Annotated in this window: 14 protein-coding genes and 1 tRNA gene; 8 read left to right on the top strand and 7 right to left on the bottom strand. The window is 58.6% G+C overall.

Annotated features, from left to right (window positions below; all coding sequences use genetic code 11):
- Nucleotides 1-46: 46 nt before the first annotated feature.
- Together AACQ95_RS19475 and tcdA are read left to right on the top strand one after the other, a co-directional pair.
- Nucleotides 47-123, top strand: a tRNA-Asp gene (locus AACQ95_RS19475).
- A 167-nt stretch (nucleotides 124-290) separates the two neighbouring features.
- The gene (gene tcdA / locus AACQ95_RS19470; RefSeq protein WP_241279474.1) at nucleotides 291-1,148 is read left to right on the top strand and encodes a tRNA cyclic N6-threonylcarbamoyladenosine(37) synthase TcdA; all 858 of its coding nucleotides are present in this window, start codon (nucleotides 291-293) and stop codon (nucleotides 1,146-1,148) included.
- Here tcdA and AACQ95_RS19465 read toward each other — a convergent pair.
- Nucleotides 1,133-1,570 (bottom strand): SufE family protein, encoded by a 438-nt coding sequence (locus AACQ95_RS19465; protein WP_241279473.1) that lies wholly within the window; start codon nucleotides 1,568-1,570, stop codon nucleotides 1,133-1,135. The two genes, tcdA and AACQ95_RS19465, sit on opposite strands and share 16 nt — an antisense overlap.
- Before the next feature lie 14 nt (nucleotides 1,571-1,584).
- Entirely contained in the window at nucleotides 1,585-2,805 is a 1,221-nt protein-coding gene (locus AACQ95_RS19460; RefSeq protein ID WP_241279471.1) for an aminotransferase class V-fold PLP-dependent enzyme, read from the bottom strand.
- A 166-nt stretch (nucleotides 2,806-2,971) separates the two neighbouring features.
- Between AACQ95_RS19460 and rep the strand changes: the two genes are divergently transcribed.
- Nucleotides 2,972-4,984: a DNA helicase Rep gene (rep, locus tag AACQ95_RS19455; RefSeq protein ID WP_043554276.1), complete on the top strand. Its 2,013-nt coding sequence runs from the start codon at nucleotides 2,972-2,974 to the stop codon at nucleotides 4,982-4,984.
- An 8-nt stretch (nucleotides 4,985-4,992) separates the two neighbouring features.
- Here rep and AACQ95_RS19450 read toward each other — a convergent pair whose 3' ends face one another.
- The 5 genes from AACQ95_RS19450 to AACQ95_RS19430 all read right to left on the bottom strand — a co-directional run bounded on the left by AACQ95_RS19450 (nucleotide 4,993) and on the right by AACQ95_RS19430 (nucleotide 11,054).
- Entirely contained in the window at nucleotides 4,993-7,278 is a 2,286-nt protein-coding gene (locus AACQ95_RS19450; RefSeq protein WP_098981370.1) for a putative bifunctional diguanylate cyclase/phosphodiesterase, read from the bottom strand.
- 84 nt (nucleotides 7,279-7,362) lie between these two features.
- Entirely contained in the window at nucleotides 7,363-7,818 is a 456-nt protein-coding gene (locus AACQ95_RS19445) for a c-type cytochrome (RefSeq protein WP_241279469.1), read from the bottom strand.
- Nucleotides 7,819-8,018: 200 nt separating this feature from the next.
- On the bottom strand, nucleotides 8,019-9,047 hold the full coding sequence (gene tdh, locus AACQ95_RS19440) for an L-threonine 3-dehydrogenase (RefSeq protein ID WP_241279467.1): 1,029 nt from the start codon (nucleotides 9,045-9,047) through the stop codon (nucleotides 8,019-8,021).
- A gap of 56 nt (nucleotides 9,048-9,103) precedes the next feature.
- Nucleotides 9,104-10,294, bottom strand: a complete 1,191-nt coding sequence (locus tag AACQ95_RS19435) for a glycine C-acetyltransferase (protein WP_241279465.1) — start codon at nucleotides 10,292-10,294, stop codon at nucleotides 9,104-9,106.
- Between the two features lie 115 nt (nucleotides 10,295-10,409).
- Nucleotides 10,410-11,054, bottom strand: coding sequence for a TetR/AcrR family transcriptional regulator (locus tag AACQ95_RS19430; protein ID WP_042870427.1), 645 nt, complete (start codon nucleotides 11,052-11,054; stop codon nucleotides 10,410-10,412).
- Nucleotides 11,055-11,200: 146 nt separating this feature from the next.
- Here AACQ95_RS19430 and rfaD point away from each other — a divergent pair, with 146 nt between their 5' ends.
- The 5 genes from rfaD to AACQ95_RS19405 all read left to right on the top strand — a co-directional run bounded on the left by rfaD (nucleotide 11,201) and on the right by AACQ95_RS19405 (nucleotide 17,031).
- The gene (gene rfaD / locus AACQ95_RS19425; RefSeq protein ID WP_043142960.1) at nucleotides 11,201-12,157 is read left to right on the top strand and encodes an ADP-glyceromanno-heptose 6-epimerase; all 957 of its coding nucleotides are present in this window, start codon (nucleotides 11,201-11,203) and stop codon (nucleotides 12,155-12,157) included.
- Nucleotides 12,158-12,276: 119 nt separating this feature from the next.
- Nucleotides 12,277-14,037 (top strand): polysaccharide deacetylase family protein, encoded by a 1,761-nt coding sequence (locus AACQ95_RS19420; protein WP_241279464.1) that lies wholly within the window; start codon nucleotides 12,277-12,279, stop codon nucleotides 14,035-14,037.
- 3 nt (nucleotides 14,038-14,040) lie between these two features.
- Entirely contained in the window at nucleotides 14,041-15,255 is a 1,215-nt protein-coding gene (locus tag AACQ95_RS19415) for an O-antigen ligase family protein (protein WP_241279462.1), read from the top strand.
- Nucleotides 15,252-15,917, top strand: coding sequence for a glycosyltransferase family 25 protein (locus AACQ95_RS19410; RefSeq protein WP_241279461.1), 666 nt, complete (start codon nucleotides 15,252-15,254; stop codon nucleotides 15,915-15,917). The genes AACQ95_RS19415 and AACQ95_RS19410 overlap by 4 nt, the downstream gene beginning before the upstream one ends.
- A gap of 85 nt (nucleotides 15,918-16,002) precedes the next feature.
- Nucleotides 16,003-17,031 carry a glycosyltransferase family 9 protein gene (locus tag AACQ95_RS19405; protein ID WP_241279459.1) on the top strand — a complete coding sequence of 343 codons (1,029 nt, stop codon included), beginning with the start codon at nucleotides 16,003-16,005 and terminating at the stop codon, nucleotides 17,029-17,031.
- The last annotated feature ends 45 nt before the right edge of the window (nucleotides 17,032-17,076 follow it).

Genomic DNA, 17,076 nt, shown 5'->3' with positions numbered 1-17,076 from the left:
CCTCGTTGAGACGGCAGACAATTTAGCAAAAAGCTAACCAGACAGCGGAGCGGTAGTTCAGTCGGTTAGAATACCGGCCTGTCACGCCGGGGGTCGCGGGTTCGAGTCCCGTCCGCTCCGCCAGTAACAAGAAGCCCAGTCGAAAGACTGGGCTTTTTTTCGTTTCCGACCATCCGGTGCCCTTTGTCACCATTATCCACCCCTCTTCCTTTCTCCATGTCGAGCCCTCTTGATGATCGCCGCTGGCTGTGGTTGCCGCTATAATAGCCGCCCTCAAGCAAGGTGGTGGTATGAAAGCAGAATATCTACAGCGATTCGGGGGCATTGCCCGTCTTTATGGTCAGAGTGCACTTGGTTCCTTCAGCCAGGCCAGGGTCTGCGTGGTGGGGATCGGCGGAGTCGGCTCCTGGGCGGCCGAGGCGTTGGCCCGCGCCGGCATCAATCAGATCACCCTGATCGACATGGATGATATCTGCATCACCAACACCAATCGCCAGATCCACGCCATGCAGGGTACGGTCGGCCGCCTCAAGACCGAAGTGATGGCCGAGCGCATTCGTGCCATCAATCCGGATTGCGAAGTGATCGAGGTGGATGATTTCGTCACTCCTGACAACCTGGCCGAGCATATCAAGCGGGAGTTTGACTATGTGGTGGACGCCATCGATTCGGTCAAGGCCAAGGTGGCGCTGATAGCCTTCTGCAAGCGCAACAAGATCCCTGTGATAGTGGCTGGCGGTGCCGGCGGGCAGATTGACCCCACCCAGATCACAGTGGCCGATCTGGCCAAGACCATTCAGGATCCACTGGCGGCAAAGGTGCGATCGGATCTGCGCCGGCTGCACAACTTCAGCAAAAACCCTGCTCGCAAGTTCGGGGTGGAGTGTGTCTTCTCAACCGAGCAGTTGAGTTATCCCGACGGCAATGGTGGCACCTGCCAGACCAAGGCGGCCAGCGACGGCAACATGAAGATGGATTGTGCCTCCGGCTTCGGGGCCGTGACGCCGGTGACGGCGACCTTTGGACTGGTCGCCGCTTCCCGGGTGCTGAAGAAGATTGCCGAGCGGGGGGCTAAAGTGGAGCGCCTTGAGGCAGCCGCGAAGGCAGACGAGATATCGCGGGTGGCCGGAGATCAGGCCGACGCCTGATCCCGGATCGCCAGCACTATCGCCCTGAGCCCGTTACCCCGTGACGGGCTCAGGTGTTTTTCCAATCCCAGTTCGGTGAAATAAGCCTCCATATCAAAGGCCTGAATCGCCTCTGCAGATTGGTGGTTGAGTGCCGCCAGCACGATAACGATAAGGCCGCGTACTATGCGGGCATCGGAATCGCAGGCGAAGTGCCAGCATCCATCCTCGGTACTCTCTCCTTTTAGCCAGGCCAGGCTCTCACACCCCTTGAGGCGAAACTCCTCCTGTTGCCACTCGGGCGGCAGCGCAGGCAGCGACTTGCCGAGCTGGATGATCAGTCGGTACTGGTTCTCCCAGCCCTTGGCCGCCGCAAACTGTTGGCGGATAGCATCGGCGTCAGGCTCCCGGCCGATGGCGGTGTAGGTTGCGAGCTCGCTCATTTCAATCATCCGCCTTAGAAGAATTCACTTAACTTGTGCAGGGCTGCCAGCAGGGCATCCACATCATCCTGATTGTTGTAGCAGGCCAGCGAGGCCCTCATAGTACCGCCGATGCCAAGGCTCTCCATCAGCGGCATGGCGCAGTGATGGCCGACTCGCAGCGCTATGCCCTGCATGTCGAGCAGGGTGGCCGCATCCTGCGAGTGGATATCCTGCAGCAGAAAGGAGACGGCGCCGGCGCGCTGGCCGGGTTCACCGATAAGACGCAGGCCCGGCACCTGCCGCAGCCCTGCCACCAGATAGTCGGTGAGTCTCTGTTCATGCTGTGCCAGCGCGCCTCTGTCTTGTTTCATGACAAAGTCGATGGCGGCAGCCAGGCCTATGGCACCGGCGATGTGCGGGGTGCCGGCCTCGAACTTGAAGGGCAGGGTATTGAAGGTGGTGCCGCTGAAACTGACCCTGTCGATCATCTCCCCGCCCGCCTGCCAGGGTGGCATGCGTTCCAGCAGTTCGGTTCTGCCCCAGAGCACACCGATCCCGGTCGGGCCATAGAGCTTGTGCCCGGAGAAGGCATAGAAGTCGCACCCTATGGCCTGTACATCTACCTCAAGGTGAGCCACCGCCTGGGCGCCATCGATCAGGGTCAGGGCGCCGACCGCCTTGGCTGCGGCTACTATCTGCGCGACCGGATTGACGGTACCGAGCGCATTGGAGACATGGGCCACGCTCACCAGCCGGGTGCGCGGTCCCAGCATGGCTAGATAGGCGGCCATATCCAGATCGCCCCGCTCATCGAGGGGGATGACCCGGATAAGGGCGCCGGTGCGCTGGGCGACCAGTTGCCAGGGCACTATGTTGGCGTGGTGCTCCAGGGTGCTGAGGATGATTTCGTCCCCCGCCTTGAGCTCGCTCAGGCCCCAGCTCTGGGCGACCAGGTTGATCGCTTCCGTGGTACCGCGAGTCCAAATGATCTCATGGGAATGAGGTGCGTTGAGAAAGCGGGCGACCGTCTCGCGGGCGGCCTCGAAGGCCCGGGTGGCGCGGCTGCTCAGGGCATGGGCGGCGCGGTGCACGTTGGCATTGTCGACACTGTAGTAGTGATTGATCGCATCCAGCACCGCCTGGGGTTTCTGGGTGGTGGCGGCGTTGTCCAGATAGACCAGAGGATGGCCGTTGACCTGCTGCGCCAAGGCCGGAAACTGGCCGCGCAGCCTCGCGTGCTGTTGCTGATTCATGCTCCCCTCGTCATCATCTGGAAAAGTCGGCCATGATCCTGAAAATGGCGCTCGAACACAAGGCGCACGATGCTTGCCGACTGGTGGTGTGTGGCGCAGCGATGCGGCTCGCCCGCTGATTTCTGTTACAATGCCGCCCCTCATCATAAGCCAAGAGATCCGGCCCATGAAGCTCAACCCCAATCAGAACGAAGCGGTCAAGTTTGTCTCCGGCCCTTGCCTGGTGCTGGCGGGAGCCGGATCGGGCAAGACGCGCGTCATCACCAACAAGATCGCCTATCTGGTGCAGCAGTGTGGCTATAACGCCCGCAACATAGCGGCCGTCACCTTCACCAACAAGGCGGCGCGGGAGATGAAGGAGCGGGTCGGTCAGACTCTGGGTCGCAAGGAGGCGCGGGGACTCATGGTCTCCACCTTCCACACCCTGGGTCTCGACATCATACGCCGCGAGCACAAGAGTCTGAATCTCAAGGCTAACTTCTCCCTGTTCGACGACACCGACCAGCTGGCGCTGCTCAAGGAGCTGACCGAGGCTGAGCTGGATAACGACAAGGACAAGCTGTCGGCCCTCATCAGCCAGATCTCCAACTGGAAGAACGACCTCATACTGCCGGCGCGGGCCATGCGTATCGCCCAAGGGCCGGAAGAGGTGCTGATGGCCCAGCTCTACGAGCGCTATCACCGCCAGATGGTGGCCTACAACGCGCTCGACTTCGATGACCTTATCGTGATGCCGACCCTGCTGCTCAAGAGCAATGACGAGGTACGCACCCGCTGGCAGAACAAGATCCGCTACCTGCTGGTCGATGAGTATCAGGACACCAACACCAGCCAGTACGAGCTGGTGAAGCAGATAGTCGGCGAGCGGGCCCGTTTCACCGTAGTGGGGGACGACGATCAGTCCATCTACTCCTGGCGCGGCGCCAAGCCCCAGAACCTGGTGCTGCTGAACGAGGACTTCCCGAGCCTCAAGCTCATCAAGCTGGAGCAGAACTACCGCTCCAAGGGGCGCATTCTGAAATGCGCCAACATACTGATCGCCAACAACCCTCACGTGTTCGACAAGGCGCTCTTCTCCGAGCTCGATTACGGGGTGCCGGTCAAGGTGTTGTTTGCCAAGAACGAGGAGCACGAGGCGGAGCGGATCGCCGCCGAGCTGATGGGGCACAAATTTATGAACCGCACCCGGTTCAAGGATTACGCCATCCTCTACCGGGGCAACCATCAGTCGCGCATCTTCGAGAAGGCGCTGATGACCAACCGCATCCCTTATCGCATCTCGGGTGGCACCTCGTTTTTCTCCCGTACCGAGATCAAGGACATCATGGCTTACCTCAAGCTGCTGGTGAATCCGGACGAGGACACCGCCTTCCTGCGGGTGGTCAACCTGCCGCGGCGGGAGATAGGTCCCACCACGCTCGAGAAACTTGGCCAGTATGCCAACCAGCGCGGCAAGAGCCTGTTTGCCGCCAGCTTCGAGCTGGGGCTGGAACAATCGCTCTCCGGCCGTGGTCTGGTAGCCCTGCAGGCCTTCACCAACTGGCTGGTGCGACTCGGCGATCAGGCCCTGCGCGGCAATCCGGTGGAGGCGGTGCGGGACATGATCAAGGAGATCCACTACGAGGAGTGGCTCTACGAGACGTCCCCCAGCCCGAAGGCGGCCGAGATGCGGATGCAGAACGTCTCCACTCTCTATCGCTGGATCACAGAGATGCTGGAAGGGGATGAGCTGGAGGAGGCCATGACGCTCGCCCAGGTGGTCACCCGCCTTACCCTGCGCGACATGATGGAGCGCAACGAGGGGGAGGATGATGCGGATCAGGTGCAGCTGATGACGCTGCACGCCTCCAAGGGGCTGGAGTTCCCCTACGTCTTCATGGTGGGGATGGAAGAGGGCCTGTTGCCCCACCAGACCAGCATAGATGAAGACAATGTGGAGGAGGAGCGACGTCTCGCCTACGTGGGTATCACCCGCGCCCAGACCGAGCTGACCTTCACCCTCTGCAAAGAGCGGCGCCAGTATGGCGAGTCGGTGCGGCCCGAGCCGAGCCGCTTCCTGCTGGAGCTGCCTCAGGACGATCTGGAGTGGGAGAACCAGAAGAAGGTGACGGCCGAGGAGCGCCAGCAGAAGGGGCAAGTCGGGGTTGCCAACCTGAGGGCGCTGTTCAAGAAGGATTGAGTCGGCGGCTAGCCGCGCTCACTCTTGGTCTGGGTGAGCAGAGGTGTGATATCGGCTCCCGGCATGGGGGGGGAGATGTAGCGCCCTTGCCCCATCAGGCAACCCATGTCGATCAGCTTCTGCAGCTGCTGCTGGTTCTCGATGCCTTCGACTACCAGGGTGAAGTCCAGATCCTGGCAGATGTCCCGCATGGCGCGGATCAGCGCCAAATCCTTGGGGGATTGCAGCATGCGATGGGTGAAGCTGTCATCCACCTTGATGTAATCCACCGGGAAGTGGAACAGGGCATTGAGGGAGGAGAAGCCGGTGCCAAAATCATCCAGACTGATCTGAATGCCCTTGGCCCTCAGCTCGTGCAGGGAGGTGAGGGCATCCGAATCCTGCCGCGACAGCTCCCGCTCGTTGAATTCAAAGATCAGATAGCCAGGCGCTATCCCCTCGGTTTCTATGATGTCCATCAGCCGCATGATCTGCTCGTGATTGACCAGATGCTTGCCGGAGAGGTTGATGGCGACCTTGAACTTGCTCTGGCCCGAAATGGGCAACCACTCTTTCAACTGTTGGCAGGTGTGGCGGAGGATCTGGTAATCCAGCTCCTGAATGAGGCCGCACTGCTCCGCCAGCGGGATGAAGTCGAAAGCATCCTTGAGCACTCCCTCTTCGGTGATCCAGCGCGCCATCACTTCCAGTCCGGTTAGGCGGCTGTCCTTGAGCCGGATCACCGGTTGGAAATAGGGCAGTATGCGGCCCTCCCGCAGGGCCCTGGCCAGCATCTCTTCCGGTGAGGCCCAGGTCTGGGCAGAACACTCTTCCGAATAGCTGACGATACGGCTGCGCCCGTTGCGCTTGGCCTGATACATGGCCAGATCGGCTTGATGGAGCAGCTGGCTGATGTCGGTGGTCTGCTCCGATACGCTGGCCACCCCCAGGCTGACCGTGATGCTCAACTCGTTGCCTTGCAGCCGGAAGGGATAGGAGAGACGGCTTATGATGCGATTGAGCACAGGGCTGATGTCATCCTCGTTCTTGCTGTTGTCCAGATAGATGACGAACTCGTCCCCTCCCAGCCTGGCCACCATGTCGTTCTGGCGGATGCAGGTTTGCAGACGGCGGCTCATCTCCTTCAGCAGTTGATCGCCGGCGCCGTGACCCAGGGTGTCATTGACCTGCTTGAAATGATCCACATCGATGAAGATCAGCGAGAACCCGGGTGACTTGTAACGGTGGAAGTGGGTCATGGCATGGTTGAGGTGGTTCATCAGCAGGGCCCGGTTTGGCAACTGGGTCAGCGGATCGTGCAGGGCATCGAACTGCAGCCTGCGCTCCAGCTCCTGATGCTGCTTGAGCTGCTTCTGCAATCTCAGGTTGGTCTGCCGCAGCTGTTGCAGGCGTTGATTGATGGAGTCTTCCGAATTGATGTCGTGCAGCTGTTGCCGGATCCGTCTCAGCTCCAGCAGCAGGGTCAGCTGGCTGCGCAGGAAGTCGAGGAACAGCCGATCGTCCGTCTCCAGCGGCTGCGGGGTGCTGATAATGAAATGGGCGAAATATTGCTGCTGCAGCCGCAGAGGCTGGCTGTACCAGAACAGCTGCTCCCTGTGCTGCTCCATGTTGTTGGTGCTGTGACACATGCCTGCGATAAACTCATCGCCGTGCAGCGGCAGCTCGGGATAGATCTTTTCCAGCTGGTGGCTGTCGATGCGCACCAGCAGCATGTCCTGGATGCTCAGCATCTGGCGCAGCACGGCTTCCAGCTGGGAGAACAGGGCCTGGCTGGGCAGGGTATTGGCTAGGCGAATGATGCGATTGATGCTCTCGATTTTTTTCTGCCAGTCCGGATCCTTGCGGATGAGCGGAGAAGCCAGTTCCGAGAGCTGCGAGCCGGCCTGGGTTTCATTCAATCGCTTGGCGAGGCACTCCAGCAGCAGGCGCAGGGTAGGCAACTCCTTGGGCTGGCTGCAGGCCAGCAACCATTGTACTTGGCCATGCTCGATGGGAAACACACACCAGCCCTGGGCTTCATCAAGCTGGGTCAGCTGCTCGGTGAGTCGTGATTCCTCCAGCCCCAGCTGCAGTTTGAAACTGTCGGAAATCTGATGTTCGCACACCCAGTGCAGCCCAGCCTCTGACAAGCCCAGCATGCCGAAATGCTGCAGCGGGCAGAGCTGGTCCAATTGCTGGATCAGGGTGTCGTAATCTTTGGGCGTGGCAGAGGAGGGGGCAGGGAAATCCATAATAGCGGACACCAACGCCAGCAAGGGAGTCGAATACTGTGGTGCTATGGGTTGCGCTGACATAGAAACTCCCGGTTTGCCTACCCTACAAAGAGTAGCCGGAAGTGAACAGATTGAAAGGGCCGCAATTGCGGCCCTTTCAATCACTTAGAGCTTGTCGATCATATAGTGAATGGCGTTTTCGATCTCTTCATCGCTACAGGTGGCGCAAGTTCCCCGTGGCGGCATGACGCCGGTCTTGCCAGCGAAGCCTTCGATGGCGTGTTTCTTCAATGTATCAATGCCTTGGGCGATACGTGGCTCCCACGCTGCCTTGTCACCGCGTTTCGGTGCACCGGCAATCCCCATGTCATGGCAGGCAAAGCAAGCGCCCTTGAACACGGCCTCGCCATCGCGTGGGCCTGAGGGGGCCGCCGTCGCAGGAGCTGCGCCTGTGGTCGCAATTCCTTCCAGATCCTTGGCGGTATAGACTTGACCGACAGGCTTGATCCGTTCGGCAATCGCTTCCGGTGACATATCATCGGCAGCAAGCACCACGCCGGACAGACTGGCAGCCGTCATCCCGACAACCAGCAAATAGCTCAGTTTTTTCAACACGCTCATGTACTCCCAGCAGGCTTTTATTATCCCTAGAAAACGACTGGATTATAACCGAATAGTTACAGCCATTTAAACGCTTGTGTGTGAAGTGTTAAGCACTCTGCGTGCAAAGTTTCTTCGTCAGATCACAAACTGGCGAGGAGAGGCGCAGAAAAAGAAACCCGGTCTTCACCGGGTTTCATGGGATTGAGCCGCCGGGAGGCTTATTTATCCCAGCTGAGGATCACCTTGCCGGACTGGCCGGAGCGCATGGCATCGAAGCCCTGCTGGAAGTCATCTATATCAAAACGGTGGGTGATGATGGGGGAGAGGTCCAGTCCTGACTGGATCAGGCTGGCCATCTTGTACCAGGTCTCGAACATCTCGCGACCGTAGATCCCTTTGATAAACAGACCCTTGAAGATCACCTTACCCCAGTCGATGGCCATGGTGGCGGGCGGGATGCCGAGCATGGCTATTTTGCCGCCGTGGTTCATCTTGTCGATCATGTCCTGGAAGGCACTGGGCACACCGGACATCTCCAGCCCCACGTCGAAGCCTTCGGTCATGCCCAGCTCGCTCATTACGCCGGAGAGTTTCTCCTTGGCCACGTTGACGGCGCGGGTGGCGCCCATCTTGCGGGCCAGCTCCAGCCGGTATTCGTTGACGTCCGTGATCACCACGTGGCGGGCGCCGACGTGGCGACAGACGGCGGCAGCCATGATGCCGATGGGGCCTGCGCCCGTGATCAGCACGTCTTCACCCACCAGGTCGAAGGAGAGGGCTGTGTGCACTGCGTTGCCGAACGGATCGAAGATGGCGGCCAGCTCATCGGGTATGTTGTCCGGCAGCTTGAAGGCGTTGAAGGCCGGGATCACCAGATACTCGGCGAAGGCGCCCGGGCGGTTGACGCCGACGCCTATGGTGTTGCGGCACAGATGGGTGCGGCCGGCGCGGCAGTTGCGGCAGTGGCCGCAGGTGATATGGCCTTCACCAGAGACGCGATCCCCCACGGCGAAGCCGCGCACTTCCTGGCCGATGGCGACCACTTCCCCGACGTATTCATGGCCGACCACCATGGGCACCGGGATGGTTTTCTGGGACCAGTCGTCCCAGTTGTAGATGTGGATGTCGGTGCCACAGATGGCGGTCTTGCGGATCTTGATCAGCAGGTCGTTGTGGCCGAGCTCGGGGGCCGGTACGTCCGTCATCCAGATGCCGACTTCTTTGTGCAGTTTGGAGAGTGCTTTCATGGTTGTTCCTTCACGATGAATGCAGAAAAAAGGGGCGTTCGGCCCCTTGATTCAAATCAGATAACGCCGAGTTCACGGCCGATGCGGATGAAGGCATCGATGGCCTTGTCCAGCTGCTCGCGGGTGTGGGCGGCGGACATCTGGGTGCGGATGCGGGCCTGGCCCTTGGGCACGACCGGGAAGGAGAAGCCCACCACATAGATGCCGGCAGCCAGCATGCGGCTCGCCATCTCGGAGGCCAGCTTGGCATCCCCCAGCATCACAGGGATGATGGCGTGATCGGCACCCGCCAGGGTGAAGCCGGCAGCGCTCATACGCTCGCGGAAATACTGGCTGTTCTCTTTGAGGCGAGCGCGCAGCGCGTGGCCCTCCGCCAGCATGTCGATCACCTTGATGGTGGCCGAGACGATGGACGGCGCCAGCGAGTTGGAGAAGAGATAGGGGCGGGAGCGCTGGCGCAGCCAGTCGATCGCCTCCTTCTTGCCCGAGGTGTAGCCACCGGAGGCGCCGCCGAGCGCCTTGCCCAGGGTGCCAGTGATGATGTCGACCCTGTCCAGCACGCCGCAGTATTCGTGGGTGCCGCGGCCGTTCTCGCCGATGAAGCCGACGGCGTGGGAGTCATCCACCATCACCAGGGCATCGTATTTGTCGGCTAGATCGCAGATGGATGTGAGGTCGGCGATGACCCCGTCCATGGAGAAGACCCCGTCGGTGGCGATCAGCTTGAAGCGGGCGCCGTCGGCGTCAGCCTGCTTGAGCTGGGCTTCCAGCTCGGCCATGTCATTGTTGGCATAGCGATAGCGCTTGGCCTTGCACAGCCGCACGCCGTCTATGATGGAGGCGTGGTTGAGGGCATCGGAGATGATGGCGTCTTCGGCGCCGAACAGGGTCTCGAACAGGCCGCCGTTGGCATCGAAGCAGGAGGAGTAGAGGATGGTGTCCTCGGTGCCGAGGAAGGTGGACAGCTTCTGTTCCAGCACCTTGTGATTGTCTTGGGTGCCGCAGATGAAACGCACCGAGGCCATGCCGAAGCCGTGGCTATCCAGCCCCTGATGGGCCGCTTCGATAAGGTCCGGGTGGTTGGCCAGCCCCAGATAGTTGTTGGCACAGAAGTTCAGTACCTGCTCGCCACCCACCGCAATCTGGGCCTGCTGGGCCGAGGTGATGATGCGCTCCTGCTTGTACAATCCTTCCGCTTGGACCTGGCTAAGTTGCTCGGTCAGGTGACGATAGAATCCGTTAGACATCCTCGATCCTCATTGGCTATTTCAGCTGATTATCAACAATGGGCAGTATTTTACTGCAATCTGTTGTGGTGAATTCAAATGATTGTGCTGATGTTCAACAATTGTGAAACAGATCTCACCCTGCTGGTTGGGCCAGTTGGCGGTAATGCTGCTCCAGCTGGCGGATCTGCCCGGCCACCTGGGGCTGTACATAGGGGCGCAGCAGGAACAGCACCCGCAATACCCCCTGATAGAGCAGCGGCTTGGTGATACGGGTATTGGGCGCCTGGGCAATCTGGAACGGGATCCAGCAGGTCACCACCATCTTGATGGTCTGGCCAAGGTCGGGCAGGTCTTCGTCGTTGACGTCAATGATGCCCCCCTCACGCAGGCTCCTGAGCAGGGCAACCACGGAGGAGCGCAACTGCTCCTGGGCCTTGAGGTATTTCTGCTGCAGCGGCTCATCGCGACTCAGGATGTCCGGTAGATTTGCGTAGAAGAAACGGAACTGCCACATCAGATAGAAGATGGCATCCAGGTAGCCCATCAGGTTTTCCAGTTTGATCTCGTTACTGCGCGCCGGGGTGAAGCTCTCGCTCAGGTGGCGGGCGTATTGATCAAAAATCGAGTGGATGATGTCTTCTTTATTCCTGAAGTGGTAATAAAGGTTGCCTGGGCTGATGCCAAGATGGGCGGCAATGTGGTTGGTGGTGATGTTGCGCTCACCCTGATCGTTGAACAGCTCGGTGGCGCTGTGAATGATCCTGTCTCTGGTTTTCATCACTGTTCCCTCTGACGGGCCCGTTGCATCAAGGTCGAATCCCCTTGCGGCCCGTGATAAACTTTTCGGCAATTTCAAATTGGCTCACTATACACAGCTTTAACAAGCAGTCACACGTGACCATCAACGTACGCGAGGCAAACTCCATGATCGTAGTAACTGGCGGTGCTGGCTTTATCGGCAGCAATCTGGTCAAGCAGCTGAACGCTCAAGGACGGACCGATATCGTGGTCATCGATGACCTGACCGACGGCACCAAGTTCGTCAACCTGGTCGATCTGACCATTGCCGATTACATGGATAAGGATGAGTTCCAGGCGCGGATCGTCTCCGGTGACGAGTTTGAAGAGTGGGACGACGGTATTGAGGTGATCTTCCACGAAGGTGCCTGCTCCGCGACCACAGAGTGGAACGGCAAGTTCATCATGGAGGTCAACTACGAGTACTCCAAGGATCTGTTCCACTACTGCATCGAGCGGGAAATCCCGTTCATCTACGCCTCATCCGCTGCGACCTACGGTGGCCGCAACGACAACTTCATCGAAGATCCCAAGTTCGAGCAGCCACTCAACGTCTATGGCTACTCCAAGCAGCTGTTCGACCAGTACGTGCGCCGCTGGATGCCGGAGATCAACTCCCAGGTCGTGGGTCTGAAGTACTTCAACGTCTACGGTCCGCGCGAGCAGCACAAGGGCTCCATGGCTTCCGTCGCCTTCCACCTCAATACCCAGGTGAAGAAGGGCGAGAATCCCAAGCTGTTCGAAGGCTGTGACGGTTTCCCGAACGGTGGTCAGATGCGTGACTTCATCTATGTGGATGACGTCTGCAAGGTGAACCTCTGGTTCTGGCAGAACCCGCAGCACTCCGGCATCTTCAACTGCGGTACCGGTCGTGCCGAGCCGTTCCAGAACGTGGCCGAAGCCGTTATCCAGCATCATCAGAAAGGGGCTATCGAGTACATTCCCTTCCCGGATCACCTCAAGGGTCGCTATCAGAGCTTCACCCAGGCAGACATGACCAGGCTGCGCGGTGTCGGTTATGACGCCGAGTTCAAGACAGTAGCCGAGGGCGTGGCTGACTACATGGCCTGGCTCAACCGCTAACGGGTGAGCACAAGGCGGCAGTGTTGCGCGCAAAACCGGAAGCAGGCACTCGCCAGCTTCCGGTTTCTGGCGTCTGTTACGGCTTGCCGTTCCTCTCTTATCTACCGGGTAACCGCGCGATGAACATATTGATGGCACTCTCCCAGCTCGAAGTGACGGGAGCTGAGGTCTATGCCACCACGGTCGGTAACGAATTGACCCGGCGTGGTCACAACGTCTTTTACGTTTCAGACACGCTGACCAAGCCCACTCTGGGTGCGGTGTTCAAGCTGCGTTTCAACAAGCGCAGCATACTGCGCCGCTTCTGGCATGTGTTTTATCTCATCTACCTCATCAAGAAGCATCACATCCAGTTGGTGCATGCGCACTCCCGAGCCTCCGGCTGGAGCAGCTATGTGGCCTGCAAGCTGACCGGTACGCCGATGATCACCACGGTTCATGGCCGTCAGCCGGTGCACGCCTCCCGCAAGGCTTTCCATGCCCTCGGGTTCAGGGCCGTGGCCGTCTGCGAGGATATTGCCCACCAGATCATCGACAATCTGGGGGTGGATCCGGCCATAGTGCAGGTGCTGCGCAACGGCATCGAGACTGACAAGTTTCAGCCAGTGCCGGCCCCGCACAACGCCAGGCCGGTGATCGCCATCATTGGCCGGTTGAGCGGGCCCAAGGGCGAGCTCTGCTATCGCCTGCTGGACGAGGTGCTGGATCTGGATGCCTGTCAGGTTCGGGTGGTGAGCGGCAGCCAGCTGCCCGAGCGTTTCCACCGCTTCCAGAAGCAGGTCGATTTCGTCGGTTATGTGGATGATGTGCCTGCGCTGATGGCGCAATGCGATTTGGTGATCGGTGCAGGCCGGGTGGCGATGGAGGCGTTGCTGTGCGGGCGTCCCGCGTTTGCCATCGGCGAGGCCAAGGCCATCGGACTGGTGACCGAGCACAATCTGGATGAAGCGCTGGCCAGCAACTTCGGCGATATCGGCCCCCAGGACCTGGCGATCGATTTTGCCGCACTGAAGGCGCAGATTGCCCCGGCCCTGGCCAGTGGCACCGTCTCTGATGCTGTCCGTCAGCGCATTCAGGTCGAGTATGGCTTGGCGGGAGTCGTCTCCGGCCTAGAATCCATCTATCAGGATGCCGTGGTTGAGACCCTGCGCCGCGAGATGCCTGTCATCATGTACCACCGCTTCATCGAGCATGACAGCGAGAAGGGGGTGCACGGCACCTGGATGCCGATTGCCATGTTCGAGAAGCATCTTCGTTTAATGCAATTGCTGGGTTATGAAACTCTGACCTTCCGCGATCTGGCGGACAAGGGCTTCATTCACCGCCTGCAGTACGGCAAGAAGTACCTGATGATTACCGCCGATGACGGCTATCAGGACAACCTGACCCGCATGCTGCCACTGCTGGAAAAATACGGTTACAAAGCAGTGGTATACGTGGTCACGGGAGAAGGTTATAACCGCTGGGATGTGGAGCATGCGAGCAACCCGGACACCCGGGTTGACCTGATGAATGGCGAGCAGCTCAAGGCGCTGACAGCCTCCGGCCATGTGGAGATCGGCGGTCATACTCTGACCCATCCCAGGCTTAGCAAACTTGCACCCGATCAGCAAGCTCATGAAATGAGAGAAAATAAACGGCAACTTGAGGCCTTACTTGGTCACTCTTTGCTGTCGTTCGCCTACCCTTATGGGGATATGGATGAGAGCGCCAAGTTGCAGGCGCAGGCCGCAGGCTACCGTTTTGCCGTGGCGACCAACAGCGGGCCCAGAGCCATGCACCAGGACCCTTTCCGGATCCGCCGCATCGCCATTTTCCCTCGTACCGATGTTTTTGGCCTGTGGCGCAAAATCCGGGGTAACTATGTCTTCAGGAAATAATGATTGATGCCCATCAGAAGCCTTGATCTGCTCGATAGAACCACCACTGCTCTGTTTGCGCTGACCATCCTATTCTCTTTTTGTGGCTTGTTTCTGGCCCCTGCCGGCCAGAGCATTCAATCCAATCTACTGGCCGTGACCGGCATATTCGGTTTGTTGAATTACTTTGTCGGCAAACAACGGGATGTCGGGCTCAAAGACCGTCGCATTCTCTGGGGGCTGCTGGTCTATGCCGCCATGATCTTCATGAACCGGTTGATCCACGGTGATCAATACGGGGTCATGCGCGGGCTGTTTTATGTTGTCGTCTTTGCTCTGATGATACCGCGCAAGCCGATCCTGTTGATGCTGGGTTATCTGGCCATCGTTCTGGGCGGGATGGGATTGGGCATCCTCGGCATCTGGCAGCATCAGCACGGCATTGCCAGAGTGGAAGGCTTTACCAACGCGATTCTCTTTTCGCAGGCGGCGCTGACGTTGTCAATTCTCAACTGGTTTGTCTTTCAGCAGGGGCAGCTGCCTTACTGGTTGAAGGGCAGTGCTCTGGTTGGCCTGATTGCGGCCATGTTTGCGCTTTATCTCTCCCAGAGCCGGGGAGTCTGGCTCGCCTTCGGGGTCATTCTTGCCTATGTCATCTGTTACAAGGCCTATTTCAAGCCGTGGAAATACGTTGCGGTAGCCATATTGTGTACGGCCACAACGGGAGCCATTTATCATACCAATCAGCTGGTTCAGGTTCGGGTAGCGGAGGCGGTTTCGGATATCAACTCGGCAGAAAAGGGCTCGTACGATTCATCGTGGGGTCTGCGTGTTATTGCCTGGCAGAGTGCCTGGCTGGGTTTTTTGGATTCACCTGTGGCGGGAGTAGGCACGGATGGCTTCGACGCATTGAAACAAACCCAGGTCAATAATCATCAGATATCTCCCCTGATATTTAATCCGGCGCTGGTCCACTCGCATAATCAATATATGCAGAACCTGGTGGTTCGAGGCGGTATCGGATTTGTTGCACTGGTTATATTTCTTGGCCTGCCGCTCTATTTTGCCGCGAAAAATATAAACAGGACTTCTGCAGGGGTACTGGTTCCCCTCGCGTTTGCGATTAATTCGCTAAGCGATGTTCCGTTTGAACATCAAGGGGTGCTCTATTTGTATACGCTCAGCCTGGTTTTCATCTGGTTTGCCCACGAGTTTGAAAAGGATACCTGTACGTCATGATTCCGGTTTTTGTCATCAGTTTGGCTCGCAGCGTTGAGCGGCGGGCGATGGTTGTACAGCAGATGGCGCATCTGGGCATCAATTTCGAGTTCGTAGATGCGACCGATGGGAAAGCATTGAGCAGCGCGGAACTTGCCAAGGTTGACTTGGAGCTGGCCAAAGAAGTGTGTGGCCATGAGCTGAGTTTTGGCGAGATTGGCTGTGCCATGAGCCATATCCGGGTTTATGAGCTCATCGTCGCCGAGGGAATTGATCGCTGCGTGGTGTTGGAAGATGACATTTACCTGCACATGCACAGCAAGGCGATCATCGAGACGATAGTGCGCTCCTGCCATTCTGAGATCGTCTTCCTGCATCATGGCAAAGCCAAGCGCTGGCCAATTCTCTCCTCTTTGCCGGGTGGTTATCGGCTTGCCAGATATCTGACACCGAGTCGCACCTCCAGGAGAGGGATCCTGTCGACCGCAGGGTATGTTCTGACCTTGGCTGGGGCGAAGAAATTATTGCAGTGTGCTTATCCGCTGCGTATGCCTTCCGATTATCTGACCGGTCGCCTGCAGCTTAATGGCCTGGCTGCCTCCGGTGTTGAGCCCTGTTGCCTGGATGTGGATCTCTTTACCACCACGATTGATGATCGGGCTTACGGCCACTATCTGGAATAGGCGGGTTGTCCTGGCCGGGATTGGGATCAGTAAACACCCCTGCTGTTCTGGTCGGCGAAGTGGGGCCATACATGCTGGATAATCTATGAATTTCAAAAAGTTGCTTACCCATTCCATTGCCAAGTGGGTCATTGGCAGCCAGCCTGCTGCCCTCCCGAGCCCCGTCGGAACAGAAGTGGCAAGCGTGCTGCTGGTCGGTTATGACGCCATCGGCGATTTCATTCTGTCATTGCCGGCCATTGCGCAGCTCAGGCGCCTGTATCCAGCCGCCCGATTTGACCTCGTGTGCAGCCAGCGCAATGCGCTGCTGGCGGCATCTGTGCCCGGTATTGATCAATGCCATGTGCTCACCCTGAACGACACCCTGTTGCCAGCGGGCATGTGGTGCAAACTGCGCGAGCTCAGGCAACGGCACTATGACGTGGTCATCAACCTGTTCGATGAGCCTGACGATATCGCCATGGCCAAGCTGTTGTTGCTGGCCAATGGTCGATTGCAGTCATTGCCCCTGCGCTTCAAGAGCGAACAGCAGCAGAAGTTGCTGCCGCTGTTCAACGAAAAGGCCATCATAGTGCCGTCACGCCCGATCCGGGATCATTTCGTCTATCGCATGCTCAGCGTGGCGGGGGATCAAGCGGACGTGCCGGTCACCATACCATCGCCCTGCAATGAACGGCTGGATACCAGTGGCTATGGGCGTTATCTGCTGGTCAATCTGACCGGCAGTCAGGTGGGCAATTCGATGGCGAATGAGCAAATCAACGGCATTCTGGCTCAATTGCCTGTGTATGCTGGGGTTTCCTATCTGGTCTTCTCCAGGTGCCCTTTGGCATGCCAGCGGCAGGATATGACAGCCCTGTTTCCCGACACCATTCTCGATGCGGCAAAGATTATCAAGGATGCGCAGGGTGTCATCTCGACCGATACCTCCATCATCCATATCTCGTCTTCGTTCGGGGTGCCCACCCTGGTGTTGATGAACAACGAGTCCTGGCGCGATGCCTTTATTCCACTCTCTGGCCGCAATATCATCCTGAGATCGACCACGGACAACCTTTCCGCCCTTTCGCCTGTCGAGATCAGCCGTCAGGTCGATGCCTTGATGGCGCTCTAGTTGCGTCAGACTGTTATCATACCTTCCCAATTCAACGGCCATCCT

The organism is Aeromonas sp. MR19, assembly GCF_963899305.1.
GTDB lineage: Bacteria > Pseudomonadota > Gammaproteobacteria > Enterobacterales > Aeromonadaceae > Aeromonas > Aeromonas bestiarum.
Note: the sequence above shows the minus strand (reverse complement) of the source record. Positions and strands in the feature narration are given on the sequence as shown.